At 44.6% G+C, this 20,106-nt stretch carries 14 protein-coding genes; 10 read left to right on the forward strand and 4 right to left on the reverse strand.

Annotated features, from left to right (window positions below; all coding sequences use genetic code 11):
• The first annotated feature begins 72 nt into the window (after positions 1-72).
• The 8 genes from F6K38_RS08700 (at position 73) to F6K38_RS08735 (ending at position 12,564) form a co-directional block, all read left to right on the forward strand.
• Positions 73-1,707 carry an amidase family protein gene (locus tag F6K38_RS08700; RefSeq protein WP_008191468.1) on the forward strand — a complete coding sequence of 545 codons (1,635 nt, stop codon included), beginning with the start codon at positions 73-75 and terminating at the stop codon, positions 1,705-1,707.
• A gap of 746 nt (positions 1,708-2,453) precedes the next feature.
• A complete protein-coding gene (locus F6K38_RS08705; protein ID WP_008191461.1) occupies positions 2,454-3,338 on the forward strand; it encodes an SDH family Clp fold serine proteinase in 885 nt (294 codons plus the stop codon).
• Between the two features lie 545 nt (positions 3,339-3,883).
• The gene (locus F6K38_RS08710; RefSeq protein ID WP_008191459.1) at positions 3,884-6,484 is read left to right on the forward strand and encodes an endonuclease MutS2; all 2,601 of its coding nucleotides are present in this window, start codon (positions 3,884-3,886) and stop codon (positions 6,482-6,484) included.
• 247 nt (positions 6,485-6,731) lie between these two features.
• Positions 6,732-7,319 carry a DUF3038 domain-containing protein gene (locus F6K38_RS08715; protein WP_008191457.1) on the forward strand — a complete coding sequence of 196 codons (588 nt, stop codon included), beginning with the start codon at positions 6,732-6,734 and terminating at the stop codon, positions 7,317-7,319.
• 300 nt (positions 7,320-7,619) lie between these two features.
• The gene (locus tag F6K38_RS08720) at positions 7,620-9,560 is read left to right on the forward strand and encodes a DUF4335 domain-containing protein (protein WP_008191455.1); all 1,941 of its coding nucleotides are present in this window, start codon (positions 7,620-7,622) and stop codon (positions 9,558-9,560) included.
• A 353-nt stretch (positions 9,561-9,913) separates the two neighbouring features.
• Entirely contained in the window at positions 9,914-10,543 is a 630-nt protein-coding gene (locus tag F6K38_RS08725; RefSeq protein WP_008191453.1) for an IS607 family transposase, read from the forward strand.
• Positions 10,530-11,636 (forward strand): RNA-guided endonuclease InsQ/TnpB family protein, encoded by a 1,107-nt coding sequence (locus F6K38_RS08730; RefSeq protein ID WP_008191451.1) that lies wholly within the window; start codon positions 10,530-10,532, stop codon positions 11,634-11,636. Before F6K38_RS08725 ends, F6K38_RS08730 begins: the two co-directional genes overlap by 14 nt.
• Before the next feature lie 160 nt (positions 11,637-11,796).
• On the forward strand, positions 11,797-12,564 hold the full coding sequence (locus F6K38_RS08735; protein ID WP_202799295.1) for a class I SAM-dependent DNA methyltransferase: 768 nt from the start codon (positions 11,797-11,799) through the stop codon (positions 12,562-12,564).
• Between the two features lie 320 nt (positions 12,565-12,884).
• Here the strand turns inward: F6K38_RS08735 and wecB are convergent, their stop codons facing one another.
• A complete protein-coding gene (gene wecB, locus F6K38_RS08740; RefSeq protein ID WP_008191447.1) occupies positions 12,885-14,051 on the reverse strand; it encodes a non-hydrolyzing UDP-N-acetylglucosamine 2-epimerase in 1,167 nt (388 codons plus the stop codon).
• 47 nt (positions 14,052-14,098) lie between these two features.
• A complete protein-coding gene (gene dacB, locus F6K38_RS08745) occupies positions 14,099-15,685 on the reverse strand; it encodes a D-alanyl-D-alanine carboxypeptidase/D-alanyl-D-alanine endopeptidase (RefSeq protein WP_287248670.1) in 1,587 nt (528 codons plus the stop codon).
• Positions 15,686-15,856: 171 nt separating this feature from the next.
• On the opposite strand from dacB, the gene F6K38_RS08750 reads away from it, so the two are divergent.
• The gene (locus tag F6K38_RS08750; protein WP_008191443.1) at positions 15,857-16,273 is read left to right on the forward strand and encodes a ribosomal maturation YjgA family protein; all 417 of its coding nucleotides are present in this window, start codon (positions 15,857-15,859) and stop codon (positions 16,271-16,273) included.
• A 124-nt stretch (positions 16,274-16,397) separates the two neighbouring features.
• On the opposite strand, the gene F6K38_RS08755 is transcribed toward F6K38_RS08750, so the two are convergent.
• Entirely contained in the window at positions 16,398-16,529 is a 132-nt protein-coding gene (locus F6K38_RS08755) for a hypothetical protein (RefSeq protein ID WP_287356451.1), read from the reverse strand.
• A gap of 4 nt (positions 16,530-16,533) precedes the next feature.
• On the reverse strand, positions 16,534-17,508 hold the full coding sequence (locus F6K38_RS08760) for a 2-keto-4-pentenoate hydratase (RefSeq protein WP_008191442.1): 975 nt from the start codon (positions 17,506-17,508) through the stop codon (positions 16,534-16,536).
• Positions 17,509-18,147: 639 nt separating this feature from the next.
• Between F6K38_RS08760 and F6K38_RS08765 the strand changes: the two genes are divergently transcribed.
• The gene (locus F6K38_RS08765; protein WP_287356453.1) at positions 18,148-19,797 is read left to right on the forward strand and encodes a response regulator; all 1,650 of its coding nucleotides are present in this window, start codon (positions 18,148-18,150) and stop codon (positions 19,795-19,797) included.
• Positions 19,798-20,106: the final 309 nt, after the last annotated feature.

Genomic DNA, 20,106 nt, shown 5'->3' on the forward strand with positions numbered 1-20,106 from the left:
CCTCTGATCACTTGTGAAACATCCTCTTAGTTCAATCAGTAATATTCTTGATGCGGCAATTTCAATTTATATATGAAACAAAAACTGACCTGGTGGCAAATAGCTAAACAAGGGCTGACTTATCTTTTCATGTTAGGTCTGAGTACTTTTCCCTCAGAGGCAGTCGCTGAGACCTTTCGTCTCAGGGAAGCAACAATCGCAGAGATTAACCAAGCTTTTGAGAAGAATGCACTCACTTCCGAACAATTAGTGCAACTTTATCTCAATCGTATTGAAGCCTATGACGATCAGGGACCGAAAATTAATGGGCTAATTTCTATCAATAACAATGCCCTTAAAGAAGCAAGGGAGTTAGACCAAGAACGCCAGCAGAAAGGACCGCGAAGTCCTTTACATGGCATCCCCATCATTCTGAAAGATAACTATGACACTACCGATTTACCCACAACAGGAGGATCGGTGCTGCTGGAAGGTTCCTTACCCCCCGATGATGCTTTTACTGTTAAGAAGTTGCGAGAGGCAGGAGCCATTATTCTTGGTAAAGCAAACATGAGTGAATTTGCTGAATCCTATGGTAGGCTAGGTTACAGTTCCCTTGGGGGACTGACACGCAATCCCTACAAATTAACTCGTGATCCTTCGGGTTCGAGTGGAGGCAGTGGGGCTGTAATTGCGGCAAATTTTGCTGTTTTAGCCACCGGAAGCGATACTTCAGGCTCAATTCGTGGCCCTGCAGCAGTAGCAGGTCTTGTCGGTATCAAACCCACTCAGGGACTGGTTAGTCGAGATGGTATTATCCCCCTAACCCTCTCCTTTGATAGTGCAGGCCCTATGGCTCGAACCGTGACAGATGCAGCGATCGCTTTGGGTGTAATGGCAGGGGTTGATCCCAATGATTACCGTACCCTGGAAAGTGTTGGGAAAACATATAAGGACTACACCCAGTTTCTCAATAAAAAAGCCCTAAAAGGGGCAAGAATTGGGGTGGCGATTGATTTTCGGGGTGGGAACCCTGAGGTAGATGCTGCAACTGATGCAGCAGTTGCTAAGCTGAGGGAATTAGGTGCAACAGTTGAGTCGGTGGATTTCTCTCCCAAATTGGAAAACCTCTGGCCTTTCATGGAAGAGGTAACAGAGGCTGAGTTTGAACCCCAGATCGATAGTTACCTCAAAAACCTCCAGCTTCCATTCCCTGACACCCTGAGGGAAATGTATTCGATGAGCTTATCTAACCCATTAGTCAATTCAGAACAGGCTCTCAATCCCGGTCGCGTCGGAGGGTTTGGAGAGTCTTTAAAGCATCCAGAACTGGCTGATACCGAATATCTTTATATTCTCCATTTCGAGTTTCCCAGGGTTCGCCAGGAGATTTTATCGATTATGAATGCCCAAAATCTCGACGCGATTATTTGGCCCACCATGACTTGTCCTGCCGGTCCGCTCTATAATGTCGAGGATCCAACCTATCAATGTGCCTCAAATGACCCCTACATACCAGGGTACTTAGCCAATGTTTCTGGTTTTCCCGGCATTTCCGTGGCAATGGGCTTTACTGAGCAGGGATTACCCCTAGGACTGACTTTCTTTGGTAAGCCTTACAGTGAGCCTACCTTACTGGGATTCGCTTATGCTTATGAACAGGCAACCCAGTTTCGGCGACCTCCAACAACCACTCCTGCTTTGCCTGGTGAAAATTTTGACTATTAGTGGGTAACTGAGATTTTTTGGGATCTAGACAAGTACAGACCAAATCACAAATAACTGAGTATCAAGGTACTACTAGTGCTGCTAATGAGCCAATCGGAACTATTTTAGATGGCCTAATTCAGCAATCTAGTAACAACCAATAAATCAATCGAAATCATTCACAAACCTCTACGAGTTATTGTAGGGGTTTTTCTAATCTCCTCTCCAACCTGCAGAATGTGGGTTTAAGCATTCAGCCACAAGACTTAAGATTTCTTGGGGATTGTCGGAATTACTAGGAAAATTCCGACAATCAACACTTTAATTAGTAGTGGAGCAAAAACAAAGCTTAGCAACAGGCAAATTATCACTATTAATAATGATGCCACTTTCAAGATTTCTTCTGTAGTGTTCAGAGAAAGGTAAGTAGCTACTGCGGCAATCACCAAACTGATTAGTAAGGGCATATACTCAAGGGTTGAGTCACTAAATACTTATCAGGGTTAACCCTTAACTTTTATGACTGAAGTTGGCTTTTTGTAACAAAACTTAACTTAATTTAATGTACAGGAGTTTTGGCGTTGCTTAAACTACAGGTGATAGGACACACTATTATCAGGACTTGCTGAAGACTTAAAAACAGTCTGGGTTTCTCTAGCAAGGCATCAGCCCACAACACTAAGCCAAAAAAACTAAAAATTAGCAATAAAGCATCCTAAGCACGGGAAAACTAAAGGGTAAAACTACTAGATACCTGTAAGTAAGCGATGAACTTTAGCTTTAACTTTTTTGATCTGTTCTGGATTTTTCTAATCATCTCGTCGTTGCAGCCCTTGTGGCAACGTCGCCAGATGCAATATAGACGTTTTCGAGCTTTGCAAGAATTCGAGGAGAACCGCAAAAGTCGGTTAATTTTACTGATTCACCGACAAGAGTCTATTAGCTTGTTTGGCATCCCTGTGTCCCGCTACATATCTATTGAAGATTCTGAACAAGTGCTCAGGGCAATCCGTCTAACTCCACCAGATGTTCCTATTGATCTTATTTTACATACTCCTGGGGGATTGGTGCTGGCTACAGAACAAATTGCTAGAGCTTTAATTCGTCATCCTTCTAAAGTTACTGTCTTTGTACCCCACTATGCCATGAGTGGTGGTACTATGTTAGCCCTAGCCTCTGATGAAATTGTGATGGATGCCAATGCTGTCCTTGGACCAGTTGACCCTCAACTAGGGAATACTGCTGCTGCTAGCATTCTAAGAGTTGTGGAGCAAAAGCCCCTTGAGGCTATTGATGACCAAACCTTGATGATGGCTGATTTGGCAAGTAAAGCCATTAAGCAGGTGCAACGTTTCGTGCGAACGTTGCTGCTAGACGATATCCCTAAGCAGAAGATTGACCCAGAACACATCGATAGAATTATTGACTTTCTTACTACTGGTCAAATCACCCATGACTGTCCGATTACTGTCGAGGAAGCCTCTGAACTAGGTCTACCTGTCACGGTTGGTCTACCTAAAGCTATCTATAAACTAATGGATTTGTACCCCCAACCTCAAGGTGGACGTCCATCGGTACAGTATATTCCTCTGCCCTATAAACCTACTCCTACGTTACCGGATACCACCAGCAGACCGTTATCGGACAAGTAGTAGAAATTTTTGATAATGGTGGAATGATGAGATAATCGGGTGAGGTGGATAAACTCAATTGCTCCACTCAGGACTCAGGACTCAGTAATCATTACTCGTACTGGGGCTAAAAACCTTAGGGAAGCCCTACCATACGATTAAACCATCTGAAGAAGGAGAATTTAGGATAAATCTGGCAGGGCATACATCAACTTATCCCAGCATATCCCAATTTGGTTTTTTTTTGTCTTTTTCAGATGGCAATTAGTAATTAGGTAAGCTATGATATATCATTTATCAGCAATCAGCTAGGAGCAATCAGCCATCAGCCATCAGCCATCAGCCATCAGCATATGCGCTACGCGCACGCGTGCGCGTTCAGCAATCAGCTATTCCCATTAGCCGTAGGCCAGGCTAAGGGAACGAGACTTTTGAATAAAATAAGCTGACGGCTGACCGCTGACTTCTGAATACTTACGTAATTGGTAATTTGATCAATCTTAACTTTCCCAGTCCTAACCGAATTATAGGATAATACAATTGAGGTATGCGTTTGTCTCTGAGCCTTGATTCAATCTGAAACCTTAGAACTACTGGAATGGTCCCGCCTGTGCCAACACCTGGCTACCTTTGCGGCTACTAAGCTGGGAGCCTTTGCGGCTCGTTATCTCCACCCCCCAGCAACTCAACGGGAAAGCCTAGACCTGCTAGCCCAAACCAAAGAAGCCTATCAACTGGAAACGAGTTTAGACACAGGACTAACTTTTGACGGCATCCAAGATATTGGTGAATCTCTGGATCGGGCAGAGCTCCAAGGCATTTTGTCTGGTGAGGAACTATTAGCGATCGCAACAACCTTAGCTGGTGTGAGGCGTCTACGGCGGTTTATTGAAGACCAAGAGGATGTAGAAATTCTGAAGGAACTGGTGGCTGACAGCCGCACCTACCCAGAACTTGAACAAGAAATTCACCGTTGTATCGATGACCGAGGCGATGTAGCTGACCGGGCAACCCCGAAGCTGGCAGGGATTCGGACTCAGATGAAATCATTACGAGACCGAATTTATGAAATCCTCCAGGGGATTGTCCAGCGTAAAGGGGGCGCATTACAGCAACAGTTAATTACTCAACGGGGTGATCGGTTTGTACTCCCGGTTAAAGCTCCCCAGAAAGATGCTATTCCTGGTATTGTTCACGATACCTCTAGTACCGGTGCCACCCTATACGTAGAACCGAAGGCCATTGTTGGGTTAGGCAATCAACTTCGGACCCAGCGGCGGCAAGAACAAGTGGAAGCGGAAGCAGTACGTCGTGCCTTGAGTGAACAAGTAGCAGCAGTTAAGGCAGACTTGGAACGGTTGCTGGTTGTAGCAACTACCCTAGATTTAGCTACCGCTAAGGCAAGGTATAGTCTGTGGTTAGAAGCAAATCCCCCTAGATTCATTGACCGCAATCAGAATGAAAGCATTACTCTGCGGCAACTGCGCCATCCTCTACTGGTGTGGCAGCAAAAACATGAACAAGGCACATCAGTTGTTCCGATTGATGTCCAGATTCAGTCCTACATTCGGGTAGTTGCTATTACCGGTCCCAATACTGGCGGTAAAACCGTTACCTTGAAAACCTTTGGTTTAGCGGCACTGATGGCAAAAGCTGGTTTATTTGTGCCAGCAAGGGAACCAGTAGAACTGCCTTGGTTTGAGCAAATTCTGGCAGATATTGGGGATGAGCAGTCTATAGAACAGAGTTTATCCACTTTCTCGGGTCACATTCGTCGGATTAGTCGGATTATTGAGGCGATAACTACCCCAAAAGAAGAGTTGCAAGTTGGCAGGGAGTTGCAAGTTGGCAGGTTGAAGGTTGTTCGCGAAGCGTGGCCACAAGGCCAAGGTTTTCCAGACAACATTCAACCGGCTAACCTTGAACCAGATAACCTTGGCCAAAAGGCCACGCTACGCGAACAATCGGCCAACATTCAACCGGCCAACATTCAACCGGCCAACCTTAAACAACCTTCAACTCCTCGTGCGTCACTCGTACTATTAGATGAAGTAGGAGCAGGGACTGACCCGGCAGAAGGTAGTGCATTAGCGATCGCATTACTGAAATACCTGGCAAACACAACACAATTAACCATTGCGACTACCCATTATGGGGAACTCAAAGCACTAAAATATCAAGACGAGCGGTTTGAGAATGCCTCGGTGGAGTTTGATGATCAAACCCTGTCACCAACTTACCGTTTATTGTGGGGTATTCCCGGTCGCTCCAATGCCTTGAGCATTGCTAGACGCTTAGGGTTAAACCCATCGGTGGTGGATCAGGCTCAAACCCTTTTGGGGGGAGCTTCGGAAGATGTGAATCAGGTAATTGCGGGTTTAGAAGCTCAACGGCGCACTCAGGAAACTAAAGCCCAAGAGGCCAATCAGTTACTGCAACAAGCTGAATCTCTCCATCAGAAACTCTCTGAACGGGCAAAACTTTTGCAGGAGCGGGAACGGGAATTGAAGCTTTCCCAGGAACGGTCTGTGCAAGATGCGATCGCAGAAGCTAAGAAAGAAATTGCCCAAGTGATTCGCCAGTTGCAGCAAGGCTCCCAAACTGCTCAAAATGCCCAAAAAGCCACAAACGCTCTTAAGGAGATTGCCCAGCGTCAAATCCCAGCCGCACCGCCTCCTAAACCAAAACCAGGATTCCGTCCCAAAGTAGGCGATCGCATTCGCATTCCCCGATTGAATCAGACAGCTGAGATCCTCAGTGCCGCAGATAATGGGGAGCTAACGGTACGCTTTGGCTTAATGAAAATGACCGTTGCCCTAGCAGATGTGGAATCTTTGGATGGACAAAAACCCGAAAATGTGGTAAAAACTACATCAAAACCAGATCCTGCCCCAACTCTAGTCTCGCCGCCAGCTACGGCTGTGCGCACCTCAAAAAATACCATTGATATTCGAGGAAGTCGGGTAGCTAATGCAGAGATTGACATCGACCAAGCAATATCTAAGGCGATAGACTTTGGAGTACTCTGGATTATTCATGGCAAAGGAACTGGTCGATTAAGACAAGGTGTCCACGCTTTCTTGGAACAGCACCCTCTAGTGGAGCGTTTTAAGCTAGCCGAACAATCTGATGGTGGGACTGGTGTTACCGTTGCTTACCTTAAATAAGTTAACAGGTTAGCCGGTTAGCGGGTTAACAGGTTAGCCGGTTAACAGGTTAGCCGGTTAACAGGTTAGCGAGTTAGAATGCAATGCGTGAACATTCAACCTTCTAACCTTCAATCTTCTAACCTTCAATCTTCTAATTTTAAACCAAAGCTTTACCAGCAGGAAACATACCTTAATCTTTGGTAGTCCTGTTTCCAAACCTGTAACAGCGACGGGTAAACCGGATTTGCTTTATTAAAATAAAATTATGGTTTCCACTGTCAAGACGCCAAAATCACCTCCTGCTTGGGAGGATTTGCCTCTGAGTCAAGCCGCAGACTCAATCGATCTCGATAATATCAAAACCCAGCTAGATTTAGTCTTGCTTAGTCTAGAAGCTCTAGCAGGTATTGGTTCAGAGGAGATGCTGCAAGCTGCTGCTGAATTAAATTTAGACTCAATGATCACAGACCGAGTAGCATTGTGGCGTCTGCGTCAGTCCAATCCCCTGCGCAAAAGTTCAGGAGGTCGGAAAAAGCTGGATGTGGAGGAAGCGCGATCGCTAGTTTTAATCATCTGTCACTTGGCTAAAAACCATCAAGAATTGATCCGTCGTGCGGTGGCTTTACTCGAACAAATGACACAACAAAACAGTGAACCTCATCGTGCTGCTTTATTGGGAGATTATTTAGATAACTTTAACAACACTTACCGAGAACGGATGACCCAAGAAGAAAAGGTATCAACTGATAGTCTAAAGCAACTGGCTCTTAAACTATTAATCAATTTACTCTTCTATAGTGGAGCCAAAGGTCATCAGCGTTTATGGTTAGCCTTATTAGGTAAAGTATCTTAATAATTGTATGCAGTAAAATATAGCATTTTTATTTGAGATGTAAAACTAGGATTGATGGGAAATTCGGAACAGGGAACAGTATAAAATATCCATACAGCGCCAACCTCAGACGGTTTCGTCCACTGGCTATTGAATTAAGACTATCCGATCGCGTAGCGTGGCCTAAGGCCTTTGATTTTTTGGTGTTATGATAAATCAGCATTTGGTTTTATGATCTATTTGTAAATGCTATAAAAATCAACAATTAACGATTAACAATTAACAATTAACAATTAACAAATGACTAATACATAATCACCAATGACCAACATAGTCCTGCGACGTTACACTCCTCCTACCTGTACCCTATCAATTTGGGCAAACCGCTCACCCTTATCCCGCTGGGTGGGAGAATCTGTGGTGAAGAAGTTGCGGTTTGAGTTGCGTTTTGATGACCCCCGCAAGCCAGAAGAACAACAGGTAACCTTACGAGGCAACGCAGAAGATTTAGATGTGTTGTATGAAGCGGTAGATGGCTATGTTCAGCACTTCCTTGAGCCGTCCCCAAAGCAACTGGTTGCCTCTGGAAACTCTAAGGCCGTAGGCCACGCTACGCGATCGGCTGAGGTTACTCCCTTAAATCTGTTAACTCTTCCAACCCCTCAGGAAGAAAATGCCACAGCAGTTCCAACTCAGCAAATCCATCTGCAATCGAAAGGGTTACTGAGCCATAGCCTGTTTCTCGGTAAGCTGGCTAATGAAGAATCTGGGTCAGTACTTGATTTAAGTGCTACACAGCTGTTTGATTTAGCTAGCGCTTTGGATGAATATGCGGCTGAAGTAGTATCCCTACCAAAACTCAATCAGCCCAGTTGGAAACCAGAATCATCGGCTTGGATGCGTACAGCAGCATCAATGCTTTTGGCAGTGGGTGTAACAGCGGCAGTGATTAAGTTGCTTGATAAACCTCAGCCTGTTGAGCAAGCGAAAACACTAACAACAGCACAATCACAAACAAAAGCATTAGACTCCAGCAAAATTGGGAAAAAGCGAGCCATCTCCAAGGTTCCCCCAGCACCGAGCACTCCCATCCCAACTCCATCGGTACCACCCCGTTTATCCCCAGGAACCAAGTTACCGCCACCGCCTCCCGTTAAGCCACCCTCTCTACCAGTACGCACTCCACCACCGCCTCCCGTTAAGCCACCCTCTCCAGCACCAGTACGCACTGCGCCAGCAATAGCCTCACGCCCGAATTCACGTCCGATGCTCAAGATTGTTCCTGCTCCAGCTAGGACACCAGACTCTCCTAAACTGAGTGCTACTAGTTCTGGTGTTAGTCCTGTAGCTAGTTCTGTTACTAGTCCTGTAGCTAGTTCTGCTGTTAGTCCTGCTGCTGCTCCTGGGGCTAGTAACGGTGATGCACCTGTTTCTGAGGCTAGTAAAACCAATGTACCTACTGCTGATGCAAATACCCAACCCAAACCAACTCCACCCAGTCCCATCGCTGTAGTACAAACTGTGTCAGAATTGCCAGTGATTAAACCAGCGCCCTCTCCTACTGACGTGGCAACTCAGGATTCCTCTAGAGAAAGTCTATCGATCCCCACAGAAACAGTGGTAATCCCTGAGGCCGAGTCTTCTATTTCTTCTACTTCTATTACTTCTACTTCTACTTCTTCTAGGTCTTATACTACTAATGTGGCGGTTCAAGCCATCCCTGCTCCTCAACAGAATGTGTCCAGTCTCCAGAGAGGTTCTTCTACCTCTAGAATTATCGATCAAGCTGTGCCTGGACTAAATGTCGGGAGTAGCCCTGTTATCGATCAAGCTGTGCCTGGACTAAATGTCGGGAGTAGCCCTGTTATCGATCAAGCTGTGCCTGGACTGAATCTCCCGAGTAGCCCTGTTTCTGATTCCTTAAAACCATCCGAGCCTACCGTTGCGAATCAGATATCTCAAAATACCCTGTTGGATAAGATTTCTCAGGTAGCAGAAGCTAGACGATATTTCCAGGAGCGCTGGCAACCTCCCGAAGGGCTACAGAAAACCTTGAACTATAGTTTGTGGTTAAATAATAATGGTACAATCCGACGTATAATTCCCCTTGGGCAAGCAGCCAAAACCTATATAGATAACGCCCCCATACCTCTGATCGGTGAATCCTTTGTTTCCCCTTTAGAAGGGGAAGGTATACCAAAAATTCGGGTGCTGCTACACCCGGATGGTAAAGTACAAACTTTGTTGGAAGGGATGAATTGAGGTAATTAATAATAGGGGCTCTTGCTTACCACCTATTAGGTTAAATATAGGTTAAATATAGGTTAAATAGGTTAAATTCCTTCCTAGGATGTCCAAAACTATTGTTAGGAAATTTTGGACAGTATTTTTGTGTGCGCTCCCTAGCGCTCCTTTGGAAAATGCGGGGTCTCACCCTATTAACCTTTTATTTACCATGGGGAAGTTTAAAATCTAGGTATAACTATCTTGGCAGTTGTTTTAAGTAGCATTTTGGCATAGTAAGTCCGGAGGTGTAGCTATTAGCCTATAATCTTTCCAAACCTTGTCATAAATCTCCAAATCTCTTAGTATAGATTTGTAGAGGTTAAGCCGTTATGAAAAAATATGTCACCCCAAAAGAGGCAGCCGAATATTACGGTGTCTCCATTACAACCCTCAGAAGATGGGACAAATACGGAAAACTTGACAGCATCAGAACTCAGGGCAATCAAAGAAGGTTCTGTATTGAAGGGGAAGATCCGCAGAGTAAGCCCATTGTCGGTTATGCAAGAGTCTCTACACACTCCCAACGAGATGACCTTGATCGACAAGCTGAATTTTTACGGTCAAAATACCCAAATGCTGAAGTTGTTTCAGAAGTTGGATCGGGACTCAATTTTAAACGGCGAAAGTTCCTCAAAATATTGGAACGAATATACAGCTGTGATATCTCGGCATTTGTGGTCGCATACCCAGATAGAGCAGTCCGATTTGGATTTCCATTACTTGAGTGGTTATGCCAAAAAAGTGGAGTCAAGCTCGTGGTTCTCAATGAACGCAAACTCTCCCCAGAACAAGAGCTCGTCGAAGATATCCTGTCCATCCTCCACTGTTTCTCTGCTAGGCTTTACGGACTCCGAAAATATCAAAAGCAAGTCACGCAAGCGGTACAAGAGAAAACCTCGGAACCAGACAGTGAAGTTGACACCAAACAGTGTATTGAAGATCAGGGTGTTTCCATCTAAAGAGCTTCACAGGGTCTGGAAAACTTGGCTTAACGCATACAGGTGGATCTACAACTGGTCAATAGATGCTATCAAAAATGGCTATAAAGGCAGTGCTTACGATTTACAGAAACTGGCCAGAAATTTTGATAGGCCAGAATGGGTGAAAACCTTACCAGGACATCAATTACAAGAAGCTGTTGCTGATGGGATCGATGCTGTCAAACAAGCCTTGGCCAATGGCGGTTTTGCCAAGTTCAAATCCTGTCGGCAAACAAGTCAAGTGATCAAATTCAAAGTTGGAGATTTCAAAAAAGGTTCCTGGTATCCCACCAAGGTAAAAGGCTTATCCTTACGTTGCCCTCAAGGTTGGCCTGATCAGTGCATTTATGGTACTCAGTTAGTTTGGATCAAAGGTAAGTGGTACGGTATTTTTCCTGAATATATTGAACCTACTCCTACTAATAAGGATCAAGTAATAGCCTTGGATCCGGGCATTAGGACATTTCTTACTGGTTTTGATGGCAAAAACTATATCGAGATCGGGTCTGGGGATATTGGCAGGATTCAAAGACTTTGTCAGCAACTAGATCGGTTGATGAGTCGTATTGACTTAAGCTCTGCAAAGCGTCAGAGACGAGCAATGAGGAAAGCTGCCCATCGATTGCGTCAAAAAATCCAAGATTTAATTAAAGACTGCCACAATAAATCAGCTTCTTTTCTTGTCAAGAACTACAAGCTGATTTTTATCCCCACATTTGAGACCTCTGAGATGGTAGTAAAATCAGCCAGAAAGTTAAATAAGAAGACAGCTCGTAATCTGCTCAATTGGAGCCACTATAAGTTTCGTCAGCATTTGATTCAAATGGCTGATCGCCATGGTGTGAAGGTGGTCTTAGTTAATGAATCTTACACGAGTAAAACCTGCCCAAAATGTGGGCACATTCACGATAAATTAGGCGGTAACAAAAAATTTCAATGCCCAGAATGTGGTTTCTTTTTACCACGGGATTGGAATGGCGCGCGGAACATAATGATCCGCGCTTTGTCGGCAACAACCATCAGGTTTTCACCTGGTGCTATACAGGTCATTCCTGCTGATGAGCAGGTTTAGACAGGTTAAATGTTGCACAAGCAAGTTAACTAAACTCTATATCTAGAGTCTTTGGGTAAGCCCTGAGTTGGTCTTGCGCTGCTGACGTTGGCTATTAGAATCCTCCACCCTTCACAATTCGTTTTTATCTGGGTTCAAACTGAAAGGAATCATGAAAGTTATGAAGAAGCATAAAATCCAATTTCCACCTACAAATGTTCGAGAGCTTGGCCAAGATGAGGTCTATTTTTACCTTGTTAATGGAGAATCCAGGGAGAAAATCCGTCTACATGACTATGAGCGGATATTCGAAGTTCCTGAATTATACGAGCAGGTTGTATATGAGCGTCTGAAGTGCCAGTCTCCATCAATTGTAGTGGATATCCTGCAGTCTGCCGTCTCTCAAGGGGACCAGAGCCTCAACGAGCTTCGGGTAATTGATCTTGGGGCAGGAAACGGGATAGTTGGTGAAAAGCTGAAACAACACGGAGTATCACGGCTGATCGGAGTTGATATTATTCCCGAAGCCCAGGCTGCTACTGAGCGAGATCGGCCTGGAATCTACGATGAATTCTATGTGATGGATTTCTGCAATCTCAGTGATAAAGATCGTGATGAACTCAATTCTTGGTCACCTAACTGCCTGGTTTCAGTAGCAGCACTTGGGTTCGGTGACATACCAGCAAAGGCTTTCTTGGAAGCCTTCAATGTAATTAGCGAAAATGCCTGGGTTGCCTTTAATATCAAAGAAACCTTCCTTGATTCAAGTGATGATTCTGGATTTTCACAGCTGATTCGGAAACTGATCTTCTCGGAATTTTTGGATCTTTATCATCTGAAAAGGTATCGGCATCGGTTCTCCCTCGAAGGTGAAAAGCTCTATTACTTTGCCCTAGGGGGCAAAAAAAATTCTGATGTTCCGCTCTCCTTAATAGACTCACTTGAATAGACTCACTTGGGTTGTCATCCTGACAGGGCAAAGCTATCTAAAATTCGGCTAACCGGGAAGCTAATATGCAGACAAACCGGTTATTGCCCAATAACGGGGATTACAACCAAATTAGTAAGCATATGCGCTACGCGCACGCTGCGCGAACAGCACTCAGCACTCAGCTTATTTTATTCAAAACCACCGATTGCGCTACGCGCACGCTGCGCCAACAGTAGCGTGCCCATAGCGCATAAGTACCTCAATGAGTGTGCCCATTCGCTTCGTGTGGCCATAGACCTTGGCCTTTGGCTGATAGCTGATATCTGATAGCTGAATGCTTACCCAAAATAATCCTCCACAATCTTTACTATACGCTCCGCCGCACGACCATCCCCAAAGGGATTAATGGCATTTGCCATCCCCTGATAAGCTACTGAATCACTCAACAACAAACTTGCCGCCCCCACCATCTGCTCTGGGTTAGTCCCTACCAACTTCCCAGTCCCAGCTGCGATCGCTTCCGGTCGTTCCGTGGTCTTACGCAACACCAGCACTGGCTTACCCAAACTCGGTGCTTCCTCCTGCAATCCGCCAGAATCAGTCATCACTAAATAACACCGTTGCATCGCTGCTACCAATTCCACATAATCCAGCGGTTCTGTTAAAAATACCCGCTCATGGTCACCTAACATTGCCCTTAGGGGTTCCCTGACCGTAGGATTACGATGGAGAGGTAACAATAATGCTGTATCTGGGAACTTATCTAAAATCTGGAGGAACCCCTGGGCTATATCTTCCAGTGGTTTCCCCCAGTTTTCCCGACGGTGTACCGTTGCCAAAATCGTCCGGTATCCTTCCCAATCTAAACCCGGAACCTCACACACTGGTTCCCGTTCAGCCACCATCAACAGGGCATCAATCACTGTATTCCCAGTTTTATGAATTGCGCCAGTCACCCCAGACCCCTGCAAATGCTCTACTGCTAGGGGAGTGGGGGCAAAATGTAATTGAGTAATCTGAGAAATCAGCCGTCGATTCGCTTCCTCTGGATAGGGATTAAACAAATCATTGGTGCGCAATCCTGCCTCCACATGACCCACCGGGATACGTTGGTAAAACGCTGCCAAGGCCGCAGCAAAGGCCGTAGTTGTATCCCCCTGCACAACTACCAACTGGGGCTGCAATTCCTGAAATAACTCCTCTAACCCCCGTAAACTCAAACAAGTAATATCGGTCAGAGTTTGCTTGGGCTGCATAATTTCTAAATCCCGATCCGCCCTCAGCTCAAACATCTGCATTACCTGGTCTACCATTTCCCGATGCTGACCCGTTAACACCACCTGAGTCTTAAATTTCCCAGAGCCTTGGAACTCAAGAATCACTGGAGCTAACTTAATTGCCTCCGGACGAGTCCCTAATGTGATACAGATTTGAATTGGAGACTTGGTTGAACCCTGATTTAGGGTCTCGGGTCTAAGGTCTGGGGGAATTTCCAGGGGTTTCATAATTATAATATTTCTCAATTGGGTGAGGTAGTTTCGTTACTCAACACTCAGCAATAACCCAGGCGAGTCAATAATAGAACAATTTCATCAATAGCACGAAGGAGTGTAGCAGCAGATTGGTCAGATTGATTTACCAGAATACTAAATACCAAAGTTTTATAGTCAGGAATATCAAGATAGCCGGATAAGGCTGAGACACCACTTAATGTACCAGTCTTGGCCTGGAGCTTACCAAGAGCTGCGGTATCACGAAAGCGATCGCGTAAAGTTCCACTAACCTCAGCCGTAGCCAAGGATTCTCGATAAACCTGAGCTAATGGGGTTTGTGCCATCAGTCTCAGAGTTTGTGCGATCGCAAACGGACTAGCTAAATTATGGCGAGATAGCCCAGACCCATCAGCCAGGCTATAGCTTTTTGGGTCAACCCCTAACTCCGTTAAGCTCTGTTGAACCGCGACCAGACCCAACTTAGGGCTAGACTCACTCCCTACCTCTGTTTCCAGTTGGTGCAATAATGCCTCAGCATACAAATTATTACTGTGCTGATTGATTTCCTTTAACAATAGCGCTAACGGAAGAGATTCTACTGCTGCTAACTCTCTGGTTGTTTGTGTATTGGTTATTTCTGTATTATTAACATTAGAACGAAATCTATTATTAACCTCTCTTCCCATCCCCTGATCTGATGATCTGACCATCTCAGCTGAACTGTCTTTTACCAATGCCTTAATCACACCAATTCCCTCAGCTTCCAGGATACGGCGGAAGGACTCTAGGAAATAATGGGCTGGGTCGCGAACTGCTAACCCCCAGAAGTCTGGTGCAGCATCTGCCGCCAGTTGACCGTTAATCACTAACACCGGCTCACCTAAAACTCCCATTATTTCTACTGAGTATGGTATTCCGGCCTTACCGGTAACAGCACGATTATCCACACGCCACTGTCTAGCCGCTATGGAATCACTCCAACTAACGCGCAATGGTTTTCCTGGCTGTTGGGGCAATAGGGTTAGTCCAACAGTATTTTGATTGAGAATAAGTCGATTAACCGAAGCGCCATAGTATAGATAACTATCGCTCCACTCCCAGGTTGGATTGATAATACCATAGGGAGTATAGCCATCTTCTACAATTAACTGTTGCACCCACGTCACCCCTTGACCCTTTAGTTGTTGTGCCACATCTGTTAACTGGGTATTGGTTAAGCTTGGGTCTGCTTGTCCCACAATCCGTAAGGAAGTCAAATAGGGGCTAGTGCCAGTACCATAAACCGGTGTGCGAATCCGGTATTGCTGACCTAGTTGACGTAACGCTGCTGCTGTGGTAATGAGTTTGATATTGGATGCTGGAATAAAGAAACGTTCTGATTCAAGACTGTAGAGGGGAGCTGAGTCGGCTAAGGGTTGAATCAAAATACCCCAACGCGATCGCATAAATTCGGGACGACTGATTATGGCATCAATGGCTGTAGTTAAGTCAGCAGGACAAATCTTGTCTCCAAAGGATTTCGGTTCCTCAACTACTTCAACTGCTGCCGGTGTCGCCATCACCCCTTGCTTGATGACTAACTGTACAGCTAACCACAACAGCAGCAAAGTTATTGGTTTTCCCCATCGATGTAAGGGATTTGGCATAACTCACAACTCATAACTCACAACTCATAACTCACAACTCATAACTGAGGTACAGGCATCAGGCGTGGAACGGGCATCAGGCGTGGAATGGGCATCTTGCCCGTTTCCTGCCGCAACTCACAACTGACCTACTGACGCCCTCAGCACTCAATTCATTTGTCTAATCCGTTAATGACTAAACTATTAAAAATTACTCATCAACGCTGGCTCATTATCCTATCCCTATTGATTATCACACCATTAGGGATTCTTTCCAAGTACTACTCTGGTCTTGGAGAAAAATGGGTTCATGACTACTCTGGTGCTATTTTATATGAGATTTTTTGGTGTTTATTGATATTTTTTATTATCCCCAATCGCCAAGCAATAACCAGAATTACCTTAGTAGTTTTTAGCATTACCTGTGCCCTAGAATTATTACAACTTTGGCAAACCCCTCTCTTAGCCCCGATTCGTGCTTCCTTAATCGGTAAATTCATCTTAGGAACTACCTTTGTATGGTGGGATTTCCTCTATTATGCCATTGGCAGCGTCTTAGGTTGGCTATGGTTACGGCAAATCTCCCAGTTTCGGAAACTGATCAGATAATAGTAAATCCGCTTAATTAATCAGTAAGCATTCAGCCGTCAGCTGTCAGCCGTCAGCTTAAAATAAACCTCCTTCGCTATGGGAACAGCTGACATAAAATAGATTAAACTAATACTTACCTGTTTTAGTCAAAAGCTGTTCGCGCAGCGTGGGCGTAGCGCATTAACTGATAGCTTAATTCTGATAGCTGAATGCTTACCTCCCAACTCCCGACTCCCGACTCCCGACTCCCTATTCCCTTTATTATACCCGACATGATATTACTCAAAACTAACGGATATTTCTACCTTTTCTTTGGGATATAATCCAATATATTGAGCACGAAGAGTAGTACCAGATTTAACAGGAACTAGGGGAGTCATGGAGCCTAAAGACAGTAAATCGCCTTTCTTCAAAACTTTACCTGATGCCTTCAAAGAATCTTTTAACCAAAGTACTACCTGTAACGGATTTCCTAATAAAGCACTACTTTTACCAACAGCTAACTCATTGCCAGCCTTATCTACAATTACAATCTTTATATTTTTTAATCGTTCTTCCCAATCAGGGGTAGCAGATAAAGGAATCGGTGTTCCTAAAACTCCCAAGCGAGCACCGACATTAATGGCTACCAAAGCAGGCCCATCAAGATTCACTTTTGGGTCATAAACTAAATCTGGTAGTTCCATGAAGGGAATGACGGCATCAAGAGCAGCTAAAGCTTCCCTAGGGGTAGTAGCACTATTAATCTCTTCGCTACCAACTCTAACGATTAAGTCTCCTTCATATACAGGTCGAGCACCGAAGTTGGCAGAGACAACCGCTCCACTGTTGAGCAACATCTTTTCGAGAAGTACACCTCGTATGGGTTCAGAGACTTTGAAGCGCTCTTGAGCAGCAGGATTAGTCAGTCCAGCTTTGTAACCTACAACGTTTCCTAAACTAGAGCTCAACTGTTGTACAAATTGGTCTTGCAAAGCCTGGGCTTGTTCAACGGTTAGCTGAGTCGCAACTGCCCTAGCTGGGGTTTTGTTGAGATAGCTAGTTGTCAATTCCTCCACCAGACGAGCATCAGGGGTTTGATCTAAAACTTTAGTAGGAGAGCTACTAGTTGAGTTGGAGTTGTTCTTAGCCCCAGTAAGGTTGCAGCTTGGCAGATATACAACGGAAGCCAATAGTAAAATTGCTAGGGAAATAGATTTGATATCTTGCATGGTGTTGCTAGAGCTGTTTTCAGGATTCAAACCATTTGGCATAACTCAAGAGCCGAAAATTGCTTCAGTTCAATTTTGTGGTGTTACTTATGAGTTACAGAAGGGGAAGTATACATATAGAGAATTGACGACCAAGAGGAGGTAACCATAAGCGTAGAGAAAAGTCTAGACAAAAGCCTAGACAAAGGGGGGATGATTTCAGCTTATCCCATGACTGAATCAATACACTAGTTGATCTCGACTTTCGGCGAGCTAATCAGCAATCGGTAGTGTTGACGGTTAACTGTTAACGGTTGACTGAATACACTCAGCCGTCAACGGAAAATCCTATTCCCTGTCTTCGAGGATCAGCTTCAAGAGATTATTAGTCCAAGTCAGATCATGTCCGGTTTAACACTGATCTCGGAACATCCGAAATGTGTAACTGGAGTGTGAGCGTCTCGCTGACTAGCCTATAGTCAGCTAACAAGATGCTTGCACTACACAATAACAAGTAACAAGTAACGAGTAATAAGTAACAAGTAACAAGTAACGAGTAATAAGTAACAAGTCACAATTTCCCTGAATAGGAAGTGATTAAGAGGTGCGCTTGACCTTGGCGAATTAAATTCGCCAAGGTCAAGCGCACCTCCGGACTTGCTATCATACCTTGGCGATTAGGAAATATATCAATAAGTGAAAATGAACCAATCACCAAACACTGGAACAATTTTAATCGTTGATGATAATCCCAATAATTTATCATTTCTCTACAAAACTTTGGAAAGTGCTGGGTTTCAAGTCAGAGTGGAAATGGATGGTGAAGGAACTATTGAACAAGTAGAGTATGAACCCCCTGATCTCATATTGTTAGATGTAAATATGCCCGTTATTGATGGATTTGAAACCTGCAAAAAACTCAAAAATAATCCAATATCTAAAGATATTCCCATAATTTTCATGACCGCGTTTGCTGATATAAACCATAAGATAAAAGGATTATCGTTAGGTGCAGTAGACTATATCCCAAAACCCTTTGAACAAGAAGAGGTATTAGCTAGAGTCAGGCTCCATTTAAAACTATATTTTTTGACAAAAACCCTCGCTGAACAAAATGCCTATCTCCAAGAGGCTAAAGAAAAAGCAGAAGTAGCTAACCAAGCCAAGAGTGAATTCCTAGCTAACATGAGTCATGAACTCCGTACTCCCCTCAACGGTATTCTAGGATATGCTCAAATTCTCCAACGTGATGCGGCTTTAGCCGCCTCCAAAGGTGAACGAAATTTAACCGCCAAGCAACTCGAAGGCTTAAAAATCATTCAGAAAAGCGGTAGCCATCTCTTGACTTTGATCAACGATATCTTAGACTTATCTAAAATCGAAGCTGGCAAAATGGCACTGTATCCCACAGAATTTAATTTACTAACCTTCTTAGAGGAAGTTGTTGGAATCATCCGCATGCGAGCTAGTGAAAAAAATATTGTGTTGAGATTTGAACAAAACACTAACTTACCGACTGGTGTTAAGGCAGACGAGAAACGGCTCCGACAGGTACTGATCAACTTGTTAGACAATGCAGTAAAATTTACCGACCAAGGCAATGTAACGTTCAACGTTGGAGTGATTGAAGACCAAAACCCTACCTCCCTTGATCAGGGGAAAGATTCCCAAATCCAACATCGGACGATTCGCTTCGAGGTGATTGATACCGGGATAGGAATTAGCCCTCAACAATTAGAGACTATCTTCCAACCCTTTGAACAAACGGGGGATAGCAAATATCGGGCAGCTGGAACCGGCTTAGGCTTAGCCATATCTCGGCAGTTGGTGGAATTTATGGGAAGCCAACTAAACCTTAAAAGTGAGTTAATTAAGGGGTCAATGTTTTGGTTTGATGTTGCCTTACCTGTGGTTAAAGTTACCGAAGCAAAACGGAATATTGCAGGTCTTGTGATGGGTTACCACGGAAAACGACGCAAACTGCTAGTGGTGGATGATAACAAAGAAAATCGGTTGGTATTACTCAACATGCTTGAACCCTTAGGCTTTGAAGTGGTAACCGCAGAAAATGGTCAGCAGGGATTGGATGTCGCCATAGCGATCCGACCCGATCTGATTTTGACTGATTTATTCATGCCCGTCAAAACTGCTTTTACCATGGTGCCAGAAATGCGGGAAATACCTGATCTGAAAAATGTGCCGATCATTGCCCTTTCAGCCCGTACTTTTGAAATAGTTCAGAAACAGAGTCAGATGCTGGGCTGTGAAGGTTTTCTACCGAAACCCATTGACCAGGATCGGTTACTTGGTTTGTTGGAGCAGCTGTTGCAATTGCAGTGGGTTGATGACTGAGGTACTCTAAGAACAATTTTAGTAAGCATTCAGCTATCAGCCATAAGCGGTCAGCCGTTGGCTGATAGCTGACCGCACCTCAAGTAGTGTGCGCGTAGCGCATATGCTTACCTTTCCCTTTTAACCTTTAACTTTTTTGAGATTTATTAAGTCAGTGACATACTCCCACACGCTCATCGAAGATTACAGTGTGGGCTTCTTACCAACTCCAGCCATCACTATCGGCTTTCGCCGACGCGGGGCGCGTTCGGATACACGGGTTACTTTATTAACGACACGGGATGCCCCGACCCACCGGAACAATACAAT

It is taken from the genome of Moorena sp. SIO3B2, from assembly GCF_010692525.1.
Lineage (GTDB): Bacteria > Cyanobacteriota > Cyanobacteriia > Cyanobacteriales > Coleofasciculaceae > Moorena > Moorena producens.